The sequence below is a fragment of the Pseudomonas sp. 1121_17 genome, assembly GCF_052850745.1.
This window is the reverse complement of record NZ_VXCX01000001.1, coordinates 730,464-746,721: the sequence shown is the minus strand read 5'-3', so window position 1 is coordinate 746,721 and position 16,258 is coordinate 730,464. Positions and strand designations below refer to the sequence as shown.

General features: G+C 61.5%; 17 protein-coding genes. 12 read left to right on the top strand and 5 right to left on the bottom strand.

Features of this window, described 5'->3' with window-relative positions; translation table 11 throughout:
* Nucleotides 1-213 precede the first annotated feature (213 nt).
* Complete coding sequence (locus tag FW789_RS03595; RefSeq protein WP_446430936.1) at nucleotides 214-1,281, top strand: phosphotransferase family protein; 1,068 nt, start codon at nucleotides 214-216, stop codon at nucleotides 1,279-1,281.
* Between the two features lie 23 nt (nucleotides 1,282-1,304).
* Entirely contained in the window at nucleotides 1,305-2,072 is a 768-nt protein-coding gene (locus FW789_RS03590) for an SDR family oxidoreductase (protein WP_150568821.1), read from the top strand.
* 9 nt (nucleotides 2,073-2,081) lie between these two features.
* On the opposite strand, the gene FW789_RS03585 is transcribed toward FW789_RS03590, so the two are convergent.
* Nucleotides 2,082-2,432 (bottom strand): hypothetical protein, encoded by a 351-nt coding sequence (locus tag FW789_RS03585; RefSeq protein WP_103437839.1) that lies wholly within the window; start codon nucleotides 2,430-2,432, stop codon nucleotides 2,082-2,084.
* A 118-nt stretch (nucleotides 2,433-2,550) separates the two neighbouring features.
* On the opposite strand from FW789_RS03585, the gene FW789_RS03580 reads away from it, so the two are divergent.
* On the top strand, nucleotides 2,551-2,853 hold the full coding sequence (locus tag FW789_RS03580; protein WP_446430935.1) for an RcnB family protein: 303 nt from the start codon (nucleotides 2,551-2,553) through the stop codon (nucleotides 2,851-2,853).
* Nucleotide 2,854: 1 nt separating this feature from the next.
* Here FW789_RS03580 and FW789_RS03575 read toward each other — a convergent pair whose 3' ends face one another.
* On the bottom strand, nucleotides 2,855-4,015 hold the full coding sequence (locus FW789_RS03575) for a GGDEF domain-containing protein (protein WP_446430934.1): 1,161 nt from the start codon (nucleotides 4,013-4,015) through the stop codon (nucleotides 2,855-2,857).
* Nucleotides 4,016-4,258: 243 nt separating this feature from the next.
* On the opposite strand from FW789_RS03575, the gene FW789_RS03570 reads away from it, so the two are divergent.
* From FW789_RS03570 to FW789_RS03560, 3 genes are all read left to right on the top strand, one after another.
* A complete protein-coding gene (locus FW789_RS03570) occupies nucleotides 4,259-4,654 on the top strand; it encodes a bacteriocin (protein WP_103437842.1) in 396 nt (131 codons plus the stop codon).
* Nucleotides 4,655-4,856: 202 nt separating this feature from the next.
* Nucleotides 4,857-6,686 carry an SLC13 family permease gene (locus FW789_RS03565; RefSeq protein WP_340610394.1) on the top strand — a complete coding sequence of 610 codons (1,830 nt, stop codon included), beginning with the start codon at nucleotides 4,857-4,859 and terminating at the stop codon, nucleotides 6,684-6,686.
* Between the two features lie 104 nt (nucleotides 6,687-6,790).
* On the top strand, nucleotides 6,791-8,203 hold the full coding sequence (locus FW789_RS03560) for a GGDEF domain-containing protein (RefSeq protein ID WP_103437844.1): 1,413 nt from the start codon (nucleotides 6,791-6,793) through the stop codon (nucleotides 8,201-8,203).
* A 545-nt stretch (nucleotides 8,204-8,748) separates the two neighbouring features.
* Here FW789_RS03560 and FW789_RS03555 read toward each other — a convergent pair.
* Together FW789_RS03555 and FW789_RS03550 are read right to left on the bottom strand one after the other, a co-directional pair.
* Nucleotides 8,749-9,102, bottom strand: coding sequence for an SH3 domain-containing protein (locus tag FW789_RS03555; RefSeq protein ID WP_411564620.1), 354 nt, complete (start codon nucleotides 9,100-9,102; stop codon nucleotides 8,749-8,751).
* Nucleotides 9,103-9,166: 64 nt separating this feature from the next.
* The gene (locus FW789_RS03550; protein WP_207073082.1) at nucleotides 9,167-9,658 is read right to left on the bottom strand and encodes a GNAT family N-acetyltransferase; all 492 of its coding nucleotides are present in this window, start codon (nucleotides 9,656-9,658) and stop codon (nucleotides 9,167-9,169) included.
* Between the two features lie 126 nt (nucleotides 9,659-9,784).
* Here FW789_RS03550 and FW789_RS03545 point away from each other — a divergent pair, with 126 nt between their 5' ends.
* On the top strand, nucleotides 9,785-10,732 hold the full coding sequence (locus tag FW789_RS03545; protein WP_446430933.1) for a LysR substrate-binding domain-containing protein: 948 nt from the start codon (nucleotides 9,785-9,787) through the stop codon (nucleotides 10,730-10,732).
* 246 nt (nucleotides 10,733-10,978) lie between these two features.
* Nucleotides 10,979-11,182 carry a hypothetical protein gene (locus tag FW789_RS03540; protein ID WP_446430932.1) on the top strand — a complete coding sequence of 68 codons (204 nt, stop codon included), beginning with the start codon at nucleotides 10,979-10,981 and terminating at the stop codon, nucleotides 11,180-11,182.
* A gap of 11 nt (nucleotides 11,183-11,193) precedes the next feature.
* Here the strand turns inward: FW789_RS03540 and FW789_RS03535 are convergent, their stop codons facing one another.
* Nucleotides 11,194-11,508 carry a hypothetical protein gene (locus tag FW789_RS03535; RefSeq protein ID WP_446431055.1) on the bottom strand — a complete coding sequence of 105 codons (315 nt, stop codon included), beginning with the start codon at nucleotides 11,506-11,508 and terminating at the stop codon, nucleotides 11,194-11,196.
* A gap of 244 nt (nucleotides 11,509-11,752) precedes the next feature.
* Between FW789_RS03535 and FW789_RS03530 the strand changes: the two genes are divergently transcribed.
* The 4 genes from FW789_RS03530 to FW789_RS03515 all read left to right on the top strand — a co-directional run bounded on the left by FW789_RS03530 (nucleotide 11,753) and on the right by FW789_RS03515 (nucleotide 16,226).
* Nucleotides 11,753-12,268, top strand: a complete 516-nt coding sequence (locus FW789_RS03530; protein ID WP_446430931.1) for a sigma-70 family RNA polymerase sigma factor — start codon at nucleotides 11,753-11,755, stop codon at nucleotides 12,266-12,268.
* Nucleotides 12,268-13,233, top strand: a complete 966-nt coding sequence (locus tag FW789_RS03525) for a FecR domain-containing protein (RefSeq protein ID WP_242548567.1) — start codon at nucleotides 12,268-12,270, stop codon at nucleotides 13,231-13,233. The genes FW789_RS03530 and FW789_RS03525 overlap by 1 nt, the downstream gene beginning before the upstream one ends.
* Nucleotides 13,234-13,337: 104 nt before the next feature.
* Nucleotides 13,338-15,785, top strand: a complete 2,448-nt coding sequence (locus tag FW789_RS03520) for a TonB-dependent siderophore receptor (protein ID WP_446430930.1) — start codon at nucleotides 13,338-13,340, stop codon at nucleotides 15,783-15,785.
* 105 nt (nucleotides 15,786-15,890) lie between these two features.
* The gene (locus FW789_RS03515) at nucleotides 15,891-16,226 is read left to right on the top strand and encodes a hypothetical protein (RefSeq protein ID WP_101320755.1); all 336 of its coding nucleotides are present in this window, start codon (nucleotides 15,891-15,893) and stop codon (nucleotides 16,224-16,226) included.
* Nucleotides 16,227-16,258: the final 32 nt, after the last annotated feature.

Below are 16,258 nucleotides of genomic sequence, written 5' to 3'. Positions count from 1 at the left end.
CAACGACGACTGCATGAAAGAAACCGAAGCCGGCCCCGGCTTCGGTTTTTTTTTGCCTGATCTGGCCTTCATCGCACAGTGCAGAGGCCGCGCATCAAGCGCACTGATCAAGCGCCAACACGCCTGCCTATATGGCGATTGGCACGCTTGTTCCATTACCTCAGGCCGATTAGATTAGCCAATAATCCTCGACACCGAGAATAAGGATCACGCATGACGCTGACTGACCAGTCCACCCAGGTACGCCCCGGCGAAGAACTCGATGCCAGCGTCATCGATCCCTATCTCAAAGCTCATCTGCCTGGCCTGGAAGGCATGCCGCTGATCAGTCAGTTCCCGGGCGGCGCCTCCAATCTGACCTACCTGGTCAGCTACCCACAGCGTGAGTTCGTGTTGCGGCGTCCGCCCTTTGGCGCCAAAGCCAAGTCAGCGCACGACATGGCCCGTGAGTTTCGTATCCTCAATCAGCTCAACAGCGGTTTTCCTTACTGCCCCAAAGCGTACCTGCACTGCACCGACGAAAGCCTGATCGGCAGCGAGTTCTACCTGATGGACCGGGTCGAAGGGATCATCCTGCGCTCGGACATCCCGCTGGAGCTGGCCCTCGATGCCCAGCGCACCGAAGCCCTGTGCAAAAGCTTCATCGACCGTTTGGTGGAATTGCATCAAGTGGATTACCGCGCCTGCGGCCTGGCTGACCTGGGCAAACCCGAGGGTTACGTGCAGCGCCAGATCGAGGGCTGGATCAGCCGCTATGAGAAGGCCGCCACCCCGGATGCACCGCGCTGGCAGCAGGTCATCGACTGGCTGCGGGCAAAGATGCCAGCCGACCACCCGCGCTCAGCCATCGTGCACAACGACTACCGCTTCGACAACGTCATCCTCGACGCAGCCAACCCGATGCAGATCATCGGCGTTCTGGACTGGGAGATGGCCACCCTCGGTGACCCGTTGATGGACCTGGGCAACAGCCTGGCTTACTGGATCGAGGCCGATGACCCCGCCCCCATGCAACTGATGCGGCGCCAGCCAAGCAACGCTCCGGGCATGCTCAGCCGGGCGCAGTTCGTTGCCTACTACGCCGAGCGCGCCGGCATCCGCATCGACAACTTTGACTTCTACTATTGTTATGGACTGTTCCGCCTCGCAGGGATCGTCCAGCAGATCTATTACCGCTTCCACCACGGCCAGACGCAGGACAAACGCTTCGCGCAGTTCATTCACATGAACCGCCTGCTTGAGCAGATGGCACTGCAAGTGATCGGCAAGTCCGCACTTTGACCACACACAACAAGGGACACAGCATGGCCAAGACGCAACTGTTCGACCTCGACGGCAAGATTGCCTTCGTTTCCGGCGCCAGCCGCGGCATCGGCGAAGCCATCGCCCACTTGCTGGCGCAGCAAGGCGCGCATGTGATTGTCTCCAGCCGCAAGCTCGACGGCTGTCAGCAGGTCGCCGACGCGATCATCGCAGCCGGCGGCAAAGCAACTGCAGTGGCCTGCCATATCGGTGAGCTGGAACAGATCCAACAGGTGTTTGCCGGCATTCGCGAGCAGTTCGGCAGGCTCGACATCCTGGTCAACAACGCGGCCACCAACCCGCAGTTCTGCAACGTGCTGGACACCGACCCGGGCGCCTTTCAGAAGACCGTCGACGTCAACATCCGCGGTTACTTCTTCATGTCGGTAGAGGCCGGCAAACTGATGCGTGAGCACGGTGGTGGCAGCATTATCAACGTGGCCTCGATCAACGGCGTGTCCCCGGGGCTGTTCCAGGGCATTTACTCGGTGACCAAGGCCGCGGTGATCAACATGACCAAGGTGTTCGCCAAGGAGTGCGCGCAGTTCGGCATCCGCTGCAACGCTTTGCTGCCAGGCCTGACCGATACCAAGTTCGCCTCGGCACTGGTCAAGAATGACGCCATCCTCAACGTCGCCCTGCAGCAGATCCCGCTCAAGCGTGTAGCGGCGCCCAGCGAGATGGCCGGCGCAGTGTTGTACCTGGCGAGCGACGCCTCGAGCTACACCACCGGTACCCTGCTCAATGTCGACGGTGGTTTTCTGTCCTGAGCCGGCCGGTTACAGACAGGTCGCAGCAGCTGCCCGGCGGCGCAGTGCGGTGGTGTCGGCTGTTTGCGCGTAATAGTCGACGCGTGTGCCACCGTCTTGCGGGTAGATGTCGGCAAACGACTCTGCCTCACGGGTATATACCGTCAAGCCGCCACTCTTGCGCGGCTGCAGGTAACCACTGGCGTCGACCCCAAAGACAGCCTCATCCTGCCAACTGAACTGGATGCACTGGGCAACCAGTTCCGCAGCCTTTTGCGACTTCAGCTGTGCAGTCGGCGCAGTGCCGCGCGCGGCATCCATGGTCGACGAGGCACACCCCAGCAGCATCAATGCTGCGGCCATCGGCACAATTGCACGCATGTTTCATCCTCGTGGGCAAAAAAAGAACACGACTCTAGCATTTGCGTGCCTGCACAAGTGAATTCTCGACGCTCAGCTGTTGTCGCATTAACACACCTATTGCATTTGGAGACTGTGCATGAAAATGCGCCCACTGCTGTCCGCCCTGCTGCTCACCGCCACCCTGCCTTGCCTGCCATTGGCTGCCACTGCAGCCGAAAGCAACGTCGAGAGCGTCAAGGCGCCGGAATCCCACGACCGCGAGCTGAAGGTCGGTGACAAGGCCCCGGATCAATACAAACGCGATGATGCCGCCGTGGTTGACTGGAAAGCCAACGGCCTGCCAGCGCCGGAAAAAGAAAGCCACTGGGTGAAAATGGGCAATCGCTTCGTGCTGGTGCAGATCACCAACGGCGTCGTGCTGGCCATTCACGCGAAGTGATCTAGCAGGGGCCAGACACTGCTGCCATGTGCACGGTGTTACGCCCATCCGCCTTGGCTTGATACAGCGCCGCATCCGCTCGCCCGAGCAGCGCTGCCGCACTGTCATCAGGCCCGGGCACTGCGCACCACAGGCCGACGCTGAAGCGCAGCTCGATAGTGTCGTCAGCGAACTGCGCCGGGCTTTGTGCGATGGCCTGGCGCAAGCCCTGAAGTGCCGCCATCGCGCCCTCACGATCGGTATGTGGCAACAGCAGCAGGAATTCCTCCCCGCCATAACGCCCCAGGCTGTCAGCCGCACGCAGGCGCCGTTGTAGCTGGCGAACGCAGTGGCACAACACCTCATCCCCAGCCAGGTGGCCATACAGATCGTTGATCCGTTTGAAATGGTCGATATCGATCATCGCCACCGCCAGGTAATTGCCCTCATCACGTGCGCGCTCCAGCTCTTGGTCGAAACGCTGCAGGATGGCCCGCCGGTTGTAAGTTCCGGTCAGCACATCGTGCAGCGCCATGTGCTGCAAGCGCGACTCGCTGCGCTCTTTGGCCATCAGCACCAGGCCGAGCGAATACATCATCACCGTTACCGTGCCGATCGCCACCGATACTGTCTGCTTGAGGTTGCTGATGTCGTAGCGCATATCGGCTGCCTCCCCAGCCAGCACCGCGATAACCCGCATGCCCAGGCCTACCAGGCTTATAGAAGCGCCGATCACCAACAGCAGATGCGCCCGACCGGGACGTTCGGCATGACGCCGCGCCCAATGCAGCAACAGCCCGCATTGAGCCATGAGCACCACGGTGGCCAGCAGCATGCGTGGCTCGAGCGTCTCCAGCAGAAGCAGCAGCCCGCCTAACATGCATAACGGAATGATGAAAATAACTCGCCACGGTACTTTCAGTTCACGCACCCGAAACAAGCTTGCCGAGTAGAACGCCAACGCCAGCGACAGCAGGCTGTTGCCCAAGGCATAGCTGACCCACAGCGGGGCCTGGGCATACAGCGTGTAGCAGATGTATGCGAGGGCGTGCGCGAGCAGGCCGCAGCCGGTCAGCAGCAGGTTGTCACGGCGGTTGTATTGACCCACCAGCAACAGACAGAACGCCATGATGGTGGCGACCAGCGCGACGGCGGCGAACAGTGTAGGGGTATGGGCGATCATGTTGGTTAACCAGGCAGCGGGTGGCCGTCTCACTGCGGCCTGACGATAGTCTAGGGCGCCCTGCGCAAACCGGCCATGACCGAACGGGACAGATCAGCAGCCATCAAGCCCGAGCGTTCCCTCGCGTGACAAAAAATTCATTGTCGAAGAAACCAAATCGATCGAACCCGGTCCTACTGAGTACCCCGTAATCCCTTACGGATCAATGACCTGACTTAGCCACTTGTTTTGAGGTTCACCATTATGCGTCTGACTCTGCCTTCTCTCGCCTTGGGTCTGTTGCTGAGCCAAAGCGCTTTTGCCGGTGACGGCACTGCAGCTATCGGCGGCGGCCTCGGCGGCGTGCTCGGTAATGTGGTCGGTCAACAGATGGGCGGCCGCACCGGCGCAGCTATCGGCGCGGGCCTGGGCGGCGCAGCCGGTAGCGCCGTCGGCGCGCGCAAAGGCAATCGCACCGAGGCAGCGCTGGGCGGCGGCCTTGGTTCGGCAGGTGGCTCGCTGGTCGGTGGCGCCCTCGGCGGCTCGACCGGTTCGACCGTCGGCGCTGGCCTGGGCGGCGCAGCAGGTGGCGCTTTGGGTAACCACATGGGCGACAACGGCGGCAGCAAGAAGAAGCACAAGCGCCGCCATCGCCACTGATTGCAATTTCAGAAGGCCGGGGCCACGTTGCAGCCCCGGCAATCGCAAGCCGCCCTACCCTAACAATGCTTAGGCTGATCCCGCCCTGCGCCAGCACAGCGCGTCAAAAACCTGCATCACATCAACACCTCCATCACGCCAAACTGCCACACTGACTGCTACTGTCTTGTGTGCCCCCTGCGTGAAGGATCACTTCCTCGTCATGAACCCTGACCTACTCATGGTGCTCGGCCTGCTGGCCGTGGTTATCCTGTTATTCATCCTCAACCGCCCACGCATGGACGTGGTTGCGTTGCTGGTCATCGTATTTCTGCCGCTGTCCGGCATCCTCACTGTAGAGCAAGCCCTGGCCGGCTTCAGCGATCCTAACGTGGTCCTTATCGCGGCGCTGTTCGTCATCGGCGAAGGCCTGGTGCGCACCGGCATTGCCTACCGCATCGGTGAATGGATGAGCGCCCGCGCAGGCAACAGCGAAGCGCGTCTGCTGGTCTTGCTGATGGTTTCAGTAGCCGGCCTGGGTTCGGTGATGAGCTCGACTGGAGTCGTCGCTATCTTTATCCCGGTGGTGCTGAGCATTGCCGCGCGGCTCGGCCTGGCACCCAGCCGACTGATGATGCCGTTGAGCTTTGCCGGTTTGATCAGCGGCATGCTCAGCCTGGTGGCCACGCCGCCCAACGTGGTTGTGCACAGCGAGCTGGTGCGTCATGGCGAGCAGGGCTTCGGCTTTTTCAGTTTTACCCCGTTCGGCCTGGTAGTGCTGGTGCTGGGCATCGGCTACATGCTGCTGACCCGACGCTGGCTCAACGGCGAAGTACGCAAGGATGGCCGCACCGAAAGCCGCCGCACGTTGCTCGACCTGGTGCTCGACTACAAGCTCAATGGCCGCGAACGGCGCTTGCGCATTCGCCCTGACTCACCGCTGGTGGGGCATACCCTGGGTGAACTGGAATTACGCACTCGCCACGGCGCCAACGTGATCGGTATCGAGCGCCAGCACAAGTTCACCACCCGGGTGATCAGCGCCGACTCCAACAGCGTTTTGCAACAGGGCGATGTGCTGCTACTCGATCTGTTCGCCAACCGCGATGATCTGCGCAGCCTGTGCCAATCGATGCGCCTTGAGCCGCTGCACTTCAAGGCGGCCTACTTCATCGATCAGTCACAGGAACTGGGCATGGCCGAAGTTTCGCTGCCACCCGGCTCGCAGCTGATCGGCAAAAGCATTCTTGAGCTGACCTTCCGCAGCCGCTACGACCTCAACGTAGTCGGTCTGCGCCGCGAACAGGCCGCCATCGACGAGCAACTGGTGGAAGAAAAACTGCGCCAAGGCGATACCTTGCTGGTGGTCGGTCCCTGGAAAGCCGTGCGTCAGCTGCAAAGCCAGCCCAGGGATTTTCTGGTGCTGAGTCTGCCTGCCGAGATCGATCAGGTGGCGCCGGCACGAAGCCGCGCGCCATACGCCTTGATCAGCCTGGCGGTGATGGTTGGCTTGATGGTCAGCGGGCTGGTCCCCAACGTCATCGCCGCGCTGATCGGCTGCCTGCTGATGGGCGCCGGGCGCTGCATCGACATGAACAGCGCCTACCGCGCGATCCACTGGCAGAGCCTGGTGCTTATCGTCGGCATGTTGCCATTTGCCTTGGCCCTGCAGCAGACCGGCGGCATCGATCTGGCGGTCGGCGGCCTGGTCAGCCTGCTCGGCAATGCCGGGCCCAGCGCCATTCTTGCCTGCCTGTTCGCCGTGACTGCGATTATCGGCCTGTTCATCTCCAACACCGCCACCGCAGTACTGATGGCGCCAGTGGCGATCAGCACCGCCCATCAACTGGGCATGTCGCCCTACCCGTTCGCCATGACTGTTGCACTGGCAGCCTCGGCGGCGTTCATGACGCCGGTGTCTTCGCCGGTCAACACCTTGGTCCTGGGGCCTGGCCAATACCGCTTTGCTGACTTCGTCAAAGTGGGGGTGCCGTTCACCTTGCTGGTGATGCTGGTAACTGTGGTGATGGTGCCGTGGTTCTTTGGGCTCTAGTGAGGCAATTTGACAGCAGGCGGGCCGGCGAAACACACTGACACTAATGTCCCAGGTGCCTGCAGTCGTTGTCCTGGATCCGTCTATGCCAGCCGGTAGAACCCATGGTGTTTCCAGCACGCTCGCAGCTCTTGCCTTATGTTGTCCTGTTCAGCCTGACCCTGGCCCTTACCCTGGGCGGCATTCTCGCCCGCCCGATCGAGTCGTTGTCGCTGTTCTGGCCGGTCAATGCAGTGCTGGCAGGCGTCCTGTTGCGCTATCCCCGCCAGGCAACTCCACTAGGCTTCGCCCTGGTGTGGCTGGCCATGGTGGCTGCCGACCTGGCCTGCGGGAGTAATTGGCAACCGGCGCTGTGGTTCAACCTGTGCAATCTGAGCGTGATCGTTACGGTTTGGCTGCTGCTGGTCCGCTTGCCGCGCCAGCACCGGCGCATGCGCAGCCCTCAGGGCGTGCTTTGCGTGTTTGCCGCGTGCGCCGCTGGCGCCATGGTGGCGGCAAGCATGGCCTGCCTGATGTCGGCACCGTGGTTTCAGGAGTCGATGCGCGCGACTTGGCTGGCCTGGTTCAGCGAACAGTTCTCCACCTGCATATTGATTGTGCCGGCCCTGCTGACCGCGCCCTCGCGGGGCGTGTTGCTGCATGGCGGCGGTAAGCCCATTCGCCTGGCACCGCTGCTGGTGCTGGTGGGTTCGTTGGCACTGAGCATCGTATTTGGCGGCCCTGGCGCGATTGCGTTCCCGATCGCCGCCTTGCTCTGGTGTGCCTGGACCTACTCACCCTTCCTTTTGTCGCTACTGGCGCTGATGGCGGGCAGCAGCTTGATCGTCGCCGTGGCGCAAAATCTCATGCACTTCAGCGTGCCGCAGAGCGTGCCGGGGGTGACCACGCTGATGTCGGCACGGCTGGGCATCGCCATGCTGGTATTGGGCCCTCTGGTAGTGGCCTGCGTAAGTAATGCCAACCGGAGTCTACTGGCGCGGCTTGAGCATCAGGCAACCATCGATCATCTGACCGGCGCCCTCACCCGCAGCGCCTTCACGCGTTTGGCCAATGCCCTGCTCGACAGCCGCCAGCAGCTTGATCAGGCCATGCCGCTGACCTTGATGATGCTCGATATTGATCACTTCAAGAGCATCAATGACCGCCATGGCCACGGTGTCGGCGACCAGGTGCTGCGCACCTTCGCCCATGCCCTGCAAGAGCAGCTGCGCGATGGCGAGCTGTTTGCCCGGTTGGGTGGCGAGGAGTTTGTCGTGATCTTGCCCGGGCTTGCGCCCGAGCATGCCCAGTTCACTGCCGAGCGCCTGCGCCGCGCAGTGCAGGACCTGCACCTGACCCACGCCGACCCGCGCCTGCAGATGACCGTCAGCATCGGTTTGGCAGGTTGTGCCGAGGGCGGCCCATCGCCTGCGCTGGACGCGCTGCTGGTATGCGCCGACAAGGCGCTGTATCGCGCCAAGGCACATGGCCGCAATTGCGTCGAGCTCGCCGAACAGGCGCTACGGCAGACCGTCTGAATCCAGGCCGATAATCGCTGCTCAAATTCTGCTCAATCTAACGCAGGCCGCTAACTACCTAACCTGCAGCGATTTATCCACAGACCTACCCACGTTTTCTGTGGACAGTTTTCCCAAGACAAAGAACGACTTATCGCACATACGACAACGTCGAGTCGGCTTGTAGGCCACTCGGCTATGGGTAGGTGCACAAGGGTGAGCGCCGCAGCTCTGGCCCGCCTGGGGAAGCAGCGGGCCGGCAGCGAGGTATCGCCGGTCAAGGCGGCGGAATGGTGCCCAAAAGGCCGATACAGATTGTCAGCAGCAGAAAACCACCGAGGAACAGCGCAAGCTTGCCCATTGGAACCTCTACAGTGTGAACACGAATTGGCGTAGCTGGCCCGGGGCGGACCATCGCGGCACAAGTAGCTTGGCGTGCAACGGTCAGTCGATTGGGCTTGTGAGGTATTTTCCGCCTTCGGCTGATACGGTTACAGATGCAGGTTCGCGGAAAAAAAGCAGATCAGATGAGACCAGCAGCTGGCCGCAGGCACCTATTCAACGCGTCACTCCAGCAGTTGCAGCTTCTCGCGAGGCAGCCAGCCCAACTCACCATTGCCAGCAAGGCGGCACCACAACCAGCCGTTCATGGGCAGCAGGGCGAGCACCTGCTGCCCCGGATCAACATCCAGCTCATGCGCCGAGTAGTGCTCCAGCGCCCTGCCATGGGCGACGCCAACCCGCTCGATAAGCTGCGCCGGGATCCAGCCAGGCTCCTGCCCGGCGCAAGTGCACAGGTACCAGTCCAGCCAGCTCTCGTTACCCTCGTAACGCTGGCCGATCTCGAGCAGATCGCCCTTGGCGACCCGGATGGGTCGCGGGTATCCGGATCGATGCGCTTGGATAACAACGTACTTCACTTGCCTCTCCCTGGCTGAGTGCGCGTCGGGCCAACGCTGGCGCGCCCGAAATCATATAACTGCGTTACAACGCCATGACCATCTCGTGCCAGCTCATGCCACCGTGATCGGAGGGTGATGGCTGCACATAGCGATAGCCGAGTTTTTCGTACAGTGTGACGTGGCGCTGCTTGCACATCAGATGGATAGTCGCCTTGCCCCGCGCGCGCATCTGCTCGACGAAGTGCGCCATCAGCAGCCCGGCAAAGCCGCGCCCCTGCAGCGCCGGGTCTACCACCACCGACATGATCACCACATTGGCAGCGCGCGGATCATGCCCGACCAGCTCCTTGAAGGCCTCATCGGACATCACCACCTGCTCGGCGCAACCGCTGTTGATGAAACCAGCAATCTCGCCATCCAGTTCCAGAATCAGAAAGCCCTCTGGATACTGCTCGATGCGCATGGCTATTTTTTCCCGAGTGGCCGCCTCATCGCCCTCGTAGGCGCTGGTTTCGATCTGGTAGCAGCGCTCCACATCCTGCAAGCTGGCCTGGCGCAAGGTCGGCGTGGTCATCAAACTGTCCCCCATTTCGGTAAAGCCCGCCATGCTAGCGCAACTGCCGGCAAACTTGTTGCTCGCGGGACAGACTGACGCCAGAATCAGCCGATCAGCCCACACGCGCCGCAGGAAGCCGCCCCCATGAGCACCGCCAAGCGACGCACCGCGCCCAGCGTGATCAATCATCTGCTTGCCTTTGAGGCCGCTGCCCGGCTGGGCAGCTTCCGCGCCGCAGGCGAGGCGCTGAGCGTCACCCAGGGCGCAGTCGCCCAGCAAGTACGCACGCTGGAAGAGAAGCTCGGCATGGCCTTGTTCGAACGCCTGCCCCGCGGCCTGTGCACGACGCCCCAGGGCCGCGAGTACCTGCAGCGGGTGCAGCAGGCATTGCACATCATCGAAGACGCCACCACCGAGCTCCTCGCTCAAGGTGCCCCGGGCGATCCCCACCAGGTAGTGCTCAGCACCACGCCAGCTTTTGCCAGCCGCTGGTTGATCCCACGACTGGGCCGGCTGGCGGCCGCACATCCGCAGATCGCGCTGATGATCGATGCCTCCGACAGTACCCGGCCACTGACCGGCAAAGGCGCGGTGGACATGGCCGTGCGCTGGGGCACTGCCCCTTTCGCGGGCTGTCACGCGCGTCACCTGCTGGCGGGCCAGGCTCTGCCCGTGTGTGCGCCGTCACTACGTAACGCGGGTGACTGGCAGGTACCTGCTGATCTGGCCAGTGCACCGCTTGTTTCCGACAGCCACAACAACTGGAAGCGCTGGTTCGATCACTACGGCCAGCCAGGCACCCGGTTTACCGGCCCAGCGTTCTCGCAAACCATTCTGGCGATAGAGGCTGCCGAGCAAGGCATGGGCATCGCCTTGGTGCCAGCACTGCTGGTAGCCAACGCCCTGCAGGCTGGCACGCTGGTACTGGCCTTGGCGGGCCATGAGCTACCCACTCAAGCAGGCTTCTACATACTCACCGGCCAACCTTCGGCCACTGGTTCGGCAGCGGCGTTGGTCACCCAATGGCTAGAGCAGGAGGCCGCCGAGCCGGGCCAATTGCAACAGGTCATTTCACCGAAGCCGCGCAGCTAGGCGGATACAGGTGCAGTAACAAATCATTTCAGAGCGCAGACAAAAACCTTGGAAACACTGCACCGCTTGGCCTGCGAGCGGATTGAATACAAACGTTTCGAAATATCGGCACACACTCATCGTAGGACGGCTCTGATCAGCTCGTAGGAGTAAACCTACAGCAGTGCAATACCTGTACGAAAACGCAGTTCCGGCTCCCAGAATGAGCTGATACGGTCGGCTCATTCCTACAACGGCAGGGACGCCATGAGCCAGAGAATCGAGATGGATAACTACGACCAGTCCGCCCTAGCACTGCAGAAAAACCTACTCACCCTGCGTCAGCAGCGCGATCGTCAGCGCGCAGTCGGCAATGACACCGAAGCTGATCATCTGGACAAGCTGATTACAGGCATCGAGCAGACCTTCGCCCAGTTGCAGGACACCTTCAAGCCGACGACCCTGCAGTGATCTGAGCGGCCTCAGGCGTCGAATTTCTGCCGCACGACCCAGCTCAATGCCCAGCCGGCGAATGTGTAGAACGCGTCCAGATAAACCAGGCCTTTGTAATTGGGCAGCAGCCCACCCTGTGCCAGCAGTTCGGCCATGTCCGGCGTCGGCGGGCTCAGGAGGTAGTAGGCGTTGGGCAACAATGCCAACGCCAGCAGGATCAGATACGTCACGCCTTTGAACAATGACTCTCGCTCGCGCGATTGTGCGGCCAGGCGCATCCCGAAAAAGGCGACCACGCCCGCTACTGGCAAGACCCACAGATGGGATGGCATGTTGAAGAATATCTCTGCAGCCAGACTGCGTGATTCCACGGTTGAAGCTCCTTGTCAAAATGGGCAGGGCTTTTGCGGCGGCTGCATGACCGCCAAAAGGCCGGGATTGTTACAAGCGCGCAGACCAATTGCAAAGTCCGTACTGACTGAACGCGACCGCACTCCCCACCACCCCGCCGTGCCAGCCCCTCGAAATCATTGCCAAATTTCTCGCAACAGCGTCTAATTGCAATTAGTTATCATTAGTGACCATTCCATGTCTGCTGACGACATTGCCCTTCGATGCGCTACCCAGGATCTCTACAGTAGCCACAGCGGCTGGCTGCTCGGCTGGCTGCGCCGGCGTTTGCAGTGTCACAGCGATGCCGCCGACCTGGTCCAGGATACGTTCGTAAGGGTTATCAAGGGGCGCCGCGCGCTGGACATCCGCGAGCCGCGGCAGTACCTGAGCACCGTCGCCAAGGGCCTGGTCATCGACCTGTTCCGCCGCCGTGCTCTCGAACAAAGCTATCTGCAAGCCTTGGCCGCCCTGCCCGTCGACGAGTACCCCTCGGAAGAAACCCAAGCCATTGTTTTGGAGACCCTAATGGAGGTCGACCGCATGCTCGACAGCCTGGGCGACAAAGTCCGCCAGACCTTCATCCTGTCGCAGTTCGAAGGCTTGAGTTACCCACGCATTGCCGAGCGCCAGGGGATATCCCTGCGCACGGTAAACAACCATATGGCCAAGGCTATCGAACACTGCTGCCTGATCCGTATGGGCTTGCTCTGATGGCCGCGCGCCAGCCCTTGGCACCCGCCCAGCGCGATGCCTTGCGCAGCGCCGCCCAGTGGTACGCGTTGCTGTCCTCGGGCATGCAGCAAGCCCGCGATCAGCAGCGCTGGCAGCAGTGGCACGACGCCGACCCGCTCCACCAGCAGGCCTGGCAGCAGGTCGAAGAAGTCCGGCAGTTGGTTGCCGGCGTGCCGGCCGAGGTTGCGGTCACGGCCTTGCAACAGTCCAGGCAATCACGTCGCCAGGTCCTGCGCCAGTTGCTGGTACTCGCGGGCGTTGGCGCAGTTGGCTGGAGCGGTGCCCGCAGCGACCTGGCTACCAGCCTGCTCGCCACTCATCACACTGGGGTTGGTGAACAACGTGCGTTGGTACTGGCAGATGGCAGCCAGGTATTGCTCGATAGCCAGTCTGCGCTGGACGTGCGCTTCGATGATCAGCGTCGGCTGCTGCACCTGCACAGCGGCCGAATGCTGGTGCAGACGGCCGCTGATGTGCGATCGCGGCCCTTCTGGGTAACCTGCGCACAAGGCCAGGTAGAGGCGCTGGGTACCTGCTTCAGCGTGCAGGCCGACAAGTCATTCTGCGAAGTCGCGGTACTCGACAAGGCCGTGCGCATCCACCCTGCGCAAAGCCCGCAGTCGCTGCGTCTTGAGGCCGGCCAACACGTGCGTTTCGACCCGCATCAACTGAGCGAACCCGCGCCCTCGGATGCGTCGACGGCGTCCTGGCGTACGGGCAATCTGATTGCCATCAAACGCCCCCTCGGCGAACTGCTCGAAGAGCTGGGCCGCTACCGCCATGGCTGGCTGCGCTGCGACCCGTCGATTACAGCGCTGAAAGTCTCCGGCGCGTTCCCCCTGGACGACACCGACCGCGCCCTGGCCGCGCTGGAGAGCGGCTTTGATCTGCGTATCGAGCGCCGCAGCCGCTACTGGGTCAGCGTCATGCCAAAGCCAGCTTGAGCCGTGCAGAAAAAACTTCACGCAGCGGTGCACTGTTTCTCCATGTCGCTCGGCCAATCCTCAGAAACCTACCGTTTGCGCGGTTTATTTTTGGGGAGGACACCATGATGTATCCGATCGTGTGCCGGCTGAAGCCGCTGGCCGCAGCTATTCGACTGAGTTTTATCGCCCTTGGCAGCGCCACGCTACCTGGCCTGGTCACTGCAGCTGAACAGAGCGCGGTGCAGCCGTACCACATCGCCGCCGGCAACCTGACCGAGACCCTCAGCGCCTTTGCCTCGGCCTCTGGCAGCGCCTTGTCGTTCGAAGCCGCACTCACCGATGGCCGCCGCTCACCTGGCTTGCAAGGCAGCTACAGCGTCAGCCAAGGCTTTGTCCTGTTGCTGCAAGGCACCGGCCTGCAAGCCGAACTGCAAGGCAATGGCAGCTATGCATTGCGCCCCCAGGCAACCGCTGACGGCGCCATGCAGTTGGACGCCACCCGTATCGACGGTGCAGGCCTGGGTGCCTACACCGAGCACACCAACTCCTACACCACCGGCTCGACCAGCACCGCGACCAAGCTGCCGCTGTCACTGCGCGAAACCCCACAATCGGTCACGGTCATCACCCGCAAACTGATGGATGAGCAGGGTCTGTCGACCATCAACAAAGTGCTGACGTTTACGCCCGGCATCACCAGCAACCACCGTGATAGCGAGCGCTACACGTTCTATGCGCGCGGCTTTCAGATCAACAATTTCCAGTACGACGGCATCCCCTCACAGGTCGCCAACGAGTCGCAGCAGTACATCGGCGCGTTGTCCGACATGGCCATCTACGACCGCGTGGAAGTGGTCCGCGGCGCGACCGGCCTGCTCAGCGGCACCGGCAATCCGTCGGCGACAATCAACCTGGTGCGCAAACGACCAACTCGCGAGTTTCAGGGTTATGTTGCCGGCGAGGTGGGCTCATGGGACAAATACCGATCCGAGCTCGATGTGTCCGGCCCGCTGACCGACAGCGGCAATGTGCGCGGGCGCTTCGTCACCGCCTATGAGCATAAAAATTCGTACATCGACTGGTACAAGCAGGAAAACCGCGTGATGTACGGCGCCGTCGACATCGACCTGAATGACGACCTGACCCTGCGCACCAGCCTCGACTATCAGAACAACAACGCCGATGGTACCAGCTACGGCCATATCCCGCTGTTCTACAACAACGGCCAGCAAACCAACTTCCCGCGCAACTTCAACCCGGCAACGCGCTGGAGCTACATGAACAACACCGGCTATAACTTCAGTACGCTGCTGGAGCAACGCCTGGCCAATGACTGGTCCCTGAAAACCGCCTACAGCCACCAGTACTCCTACCGCAAAAGCCAGAGCGCATCAGCCAGTGGCGGCTATGCCGACCCGCAAACCGGTCAGGGCAACTTCGCCTTCGTCAGCCGCCTGGACAGCTACCAGACCCAGGACACTCTCGACGCCTACGCCTCCGGCCCGTTCAGCCTGGGTAAGCGCGAGCATGATGCGGTAATCGGTGTGAGCACCTCGCGTACGCACCTCAACTTCCCCGAGTACAGCGATCTTGGCCCGGTCGGCGATATCCCGCAGGTAGGCAACATCCATGAATGGGATGGGCGTGTTATCGACCGGCCGACATTCAGCAAGATTGGCGACAACCTCACCAAGCTGCGCCAGACCGGCATCTACGGCTCGGTACGGCTGAAGCCAACTGACGACCTGTCGATCATTCTAGGCTCTCGGGTCAGTTGGTGGGACATCAACGACATGAAGAGCACCGGCGGCAAACGGGTCGAGAAGGTCAAGAAGACCGGCGAAGTCACGCCGTATGTAGGCATCGTCTACGACCTCAATGACACCTATTCGGTGTATGCCAGCTACACCAGCATCTTCCAGCCGCAAACATTCTATAAAACCACCAGCGGTACAGCCGTCGCGCCGCTGACCGGTGACAATTACGAAATCGGTTTGAAGGCCGAGCTGTTCGACGGCGCGCTCAACGCCAGCATCGCGCTGTTTGATGTCGAACAGAAAAACACGGCATCGGCCATCGGTGTGGATGGTGACGGCCAGACCGTCTACAAAGCCATCGCCGGCACCAGCACTCGCGGTGTCGAAACCGAAGTGTCCGGCGAGCTGTTGCCGGGCCTGAACGTTTACGGTGGCTACACCTACCGCGAATCGCACGACAAGGACGGTGAGCGCGTCGCGACCAACCAGCCGATCAATCTGTTCAAGCTGGGGACGTCCTACCGCATGCCCGGCGACCTGTCGCGCCTGACCATCGGCGGTAACCTGACCTGGCAGAGCGAAGCCTACGCCGCCCAGCAGATCAACTGGAGCGGCCCCATGCGCAAAGCGACGCAGGATGCCTACGCAGTGGTCGGTTTGTTGGCCAGTTACGAGGTTGATGAGCACCTGACCGTCGGCTTCAACCTGAACAACCTGTTCGACGAGAAGTACTACGACGGTTTGGGCACCTTTGCCTCAGGTTCCTACGGCGAACCCCGCAATGCGCTGGTCAATGCCAAGTGGCGCTTCTGACAGTGACGCGGGAATGAAGACAGCCATCTGCAGAACGTCGGGGTGTTCTGGTAAAGTGCCGCCGCCCAATATTTGGATTCGGGCTCTAGCCCATGGAGTAGTAACGTGAAGTCATTCAGCAAAGTCATCGCTTCTGCAGTACTGGGCCTCGCTCTGGCAGGTTGCACCGGCACCGCCATGAAAACTCAGCAGTACGACAGCAGCCAGTACACCGTTGTTGGCCACAGCGAAGCCAGTGCCACCGGCCTGATGCTGTTCGGCTTGATCCCGATTCGCCAGAACAGCCGCTTCGTACGCGCGCAAGATTACGCCATCAAGGCCAAGGGCGGCGATGCGATGATCAACACCCAGGTACAAGAGAGCTGGTTCTGGGCATGGGTGCTGAACGGGTACACCACCACCGTTTCCGGTGATGTGATCAAGCTGAAGACGGCTCAGTAAGTAGCGTCTTGCTTGATAAAGCCCGGTTCGCC

What these genes read in the sequence shown, in the direction of transcription:
- FW789_RS03585 (WP_103437839.1), bottom strand. Translation starts at nt 2,432, where the DNA reads ATGCGTGCAATTGTGCCGATGGCCGCAGCATTGATGCTGCTGGGGTGT.
- FW789_RS03540 (WP_446430932.1), top strand. Translation starts at nt 10,979, where the DNA reads ATGAGCCAGAGAATCGAGATGGATAACTACGACCAGTCCGCCCTAGCA.
- FW789_RS03525 (WP_242548567.1), top strand. Translation starts at nt 12,268, where the DNA reads ATGGCCGCGCGCCAGCCCTTGGCACCCGCCCAGCGCGATGCCTTGCGC.
- FW789_RS03550 (WP_207073082.1), bottom strand. Translation starts at nt 9,658, where the DNA reads ATGACCACGCCGACCTTGCGCCAGGCCAGCTTGCAGGATGTGGAGCGC.
- FW789_RS03520 (WP_446430930.1), top strand. Translation starts at nt 13,338, where the DNA reads ATGATGTATCCGATCGTGTGCCGGCTGAAGCCGCTGGCCGCAGCTATT.
- FW789_RS03590 (WP_150568821.1), top strand. Translation starts at nt 1,305, where the DNA reads ATGGCCAAGACGCAACTGTTCGACCTCGACGGCAAGATTGCCTTCGTT.
- FW789_RS03595 (WP_446430936.1), top strand. Translation starts at nt 214, where the DNA reads ATGACGCTGACTGACCAGTCCACCCAGGTACGCCCCGGCGAAGAACTC.
- FW789_RS03545 (WP_446430933.1), top strand. Translation starts at nt 9,785, where the DNA reads ATGAGCACCGCCAAGCGACGCACCGCGCCCAGCGTGATCAATCATCTG.
- FW789_RS03570 (WP_103437842.1), top strand. Translation starts at nt 4,259, where the DNA reads ATGCGTCTGACTCTGCCTTCTCTCGCCTTGGGTCTGTTGCTGAGCCAA.
- FW789_RS03580 (WP_446430935.1), top strand. Translation starts at nt 2,551, where the DNA reads ATGAAAATGCGCCCACTGCTGTCCGCCCTGCTGCTCACCGCCACCCTG.
- FW789_RS03530 (WP_446430931.1), top strand. Translation starts at nt 11,753, where the DNA reads ATGTCTGCTGACGACATTGCCCTTCGATGCGCTACCCAGGATCTCTAC.
- FW789_RS03565 (WP_340610394.1), top strand. Translation starts at nt 4,857, where the DNA reads ATGAACCCTGACCTACTCATGGTGCTCGGCCTGCTGGCCGTGGTTATC.
- FW789_RS03575 (WP_446430934.1), bottom strand. Translation starts at nt 4,015, where the DNA reads ATGATCGCCCATACCCCTACACTGTTCGCCGCCGTCGCGCTGGTCGCC.
- FW789_RS03560 (WP_103437844.1), top strand. Translation starts at nt 6,791, where the DNA reads ATGGTGTTTCCAGCACGCTCGCAGCTCTTGCCTTATGTTGTCCTGTTC.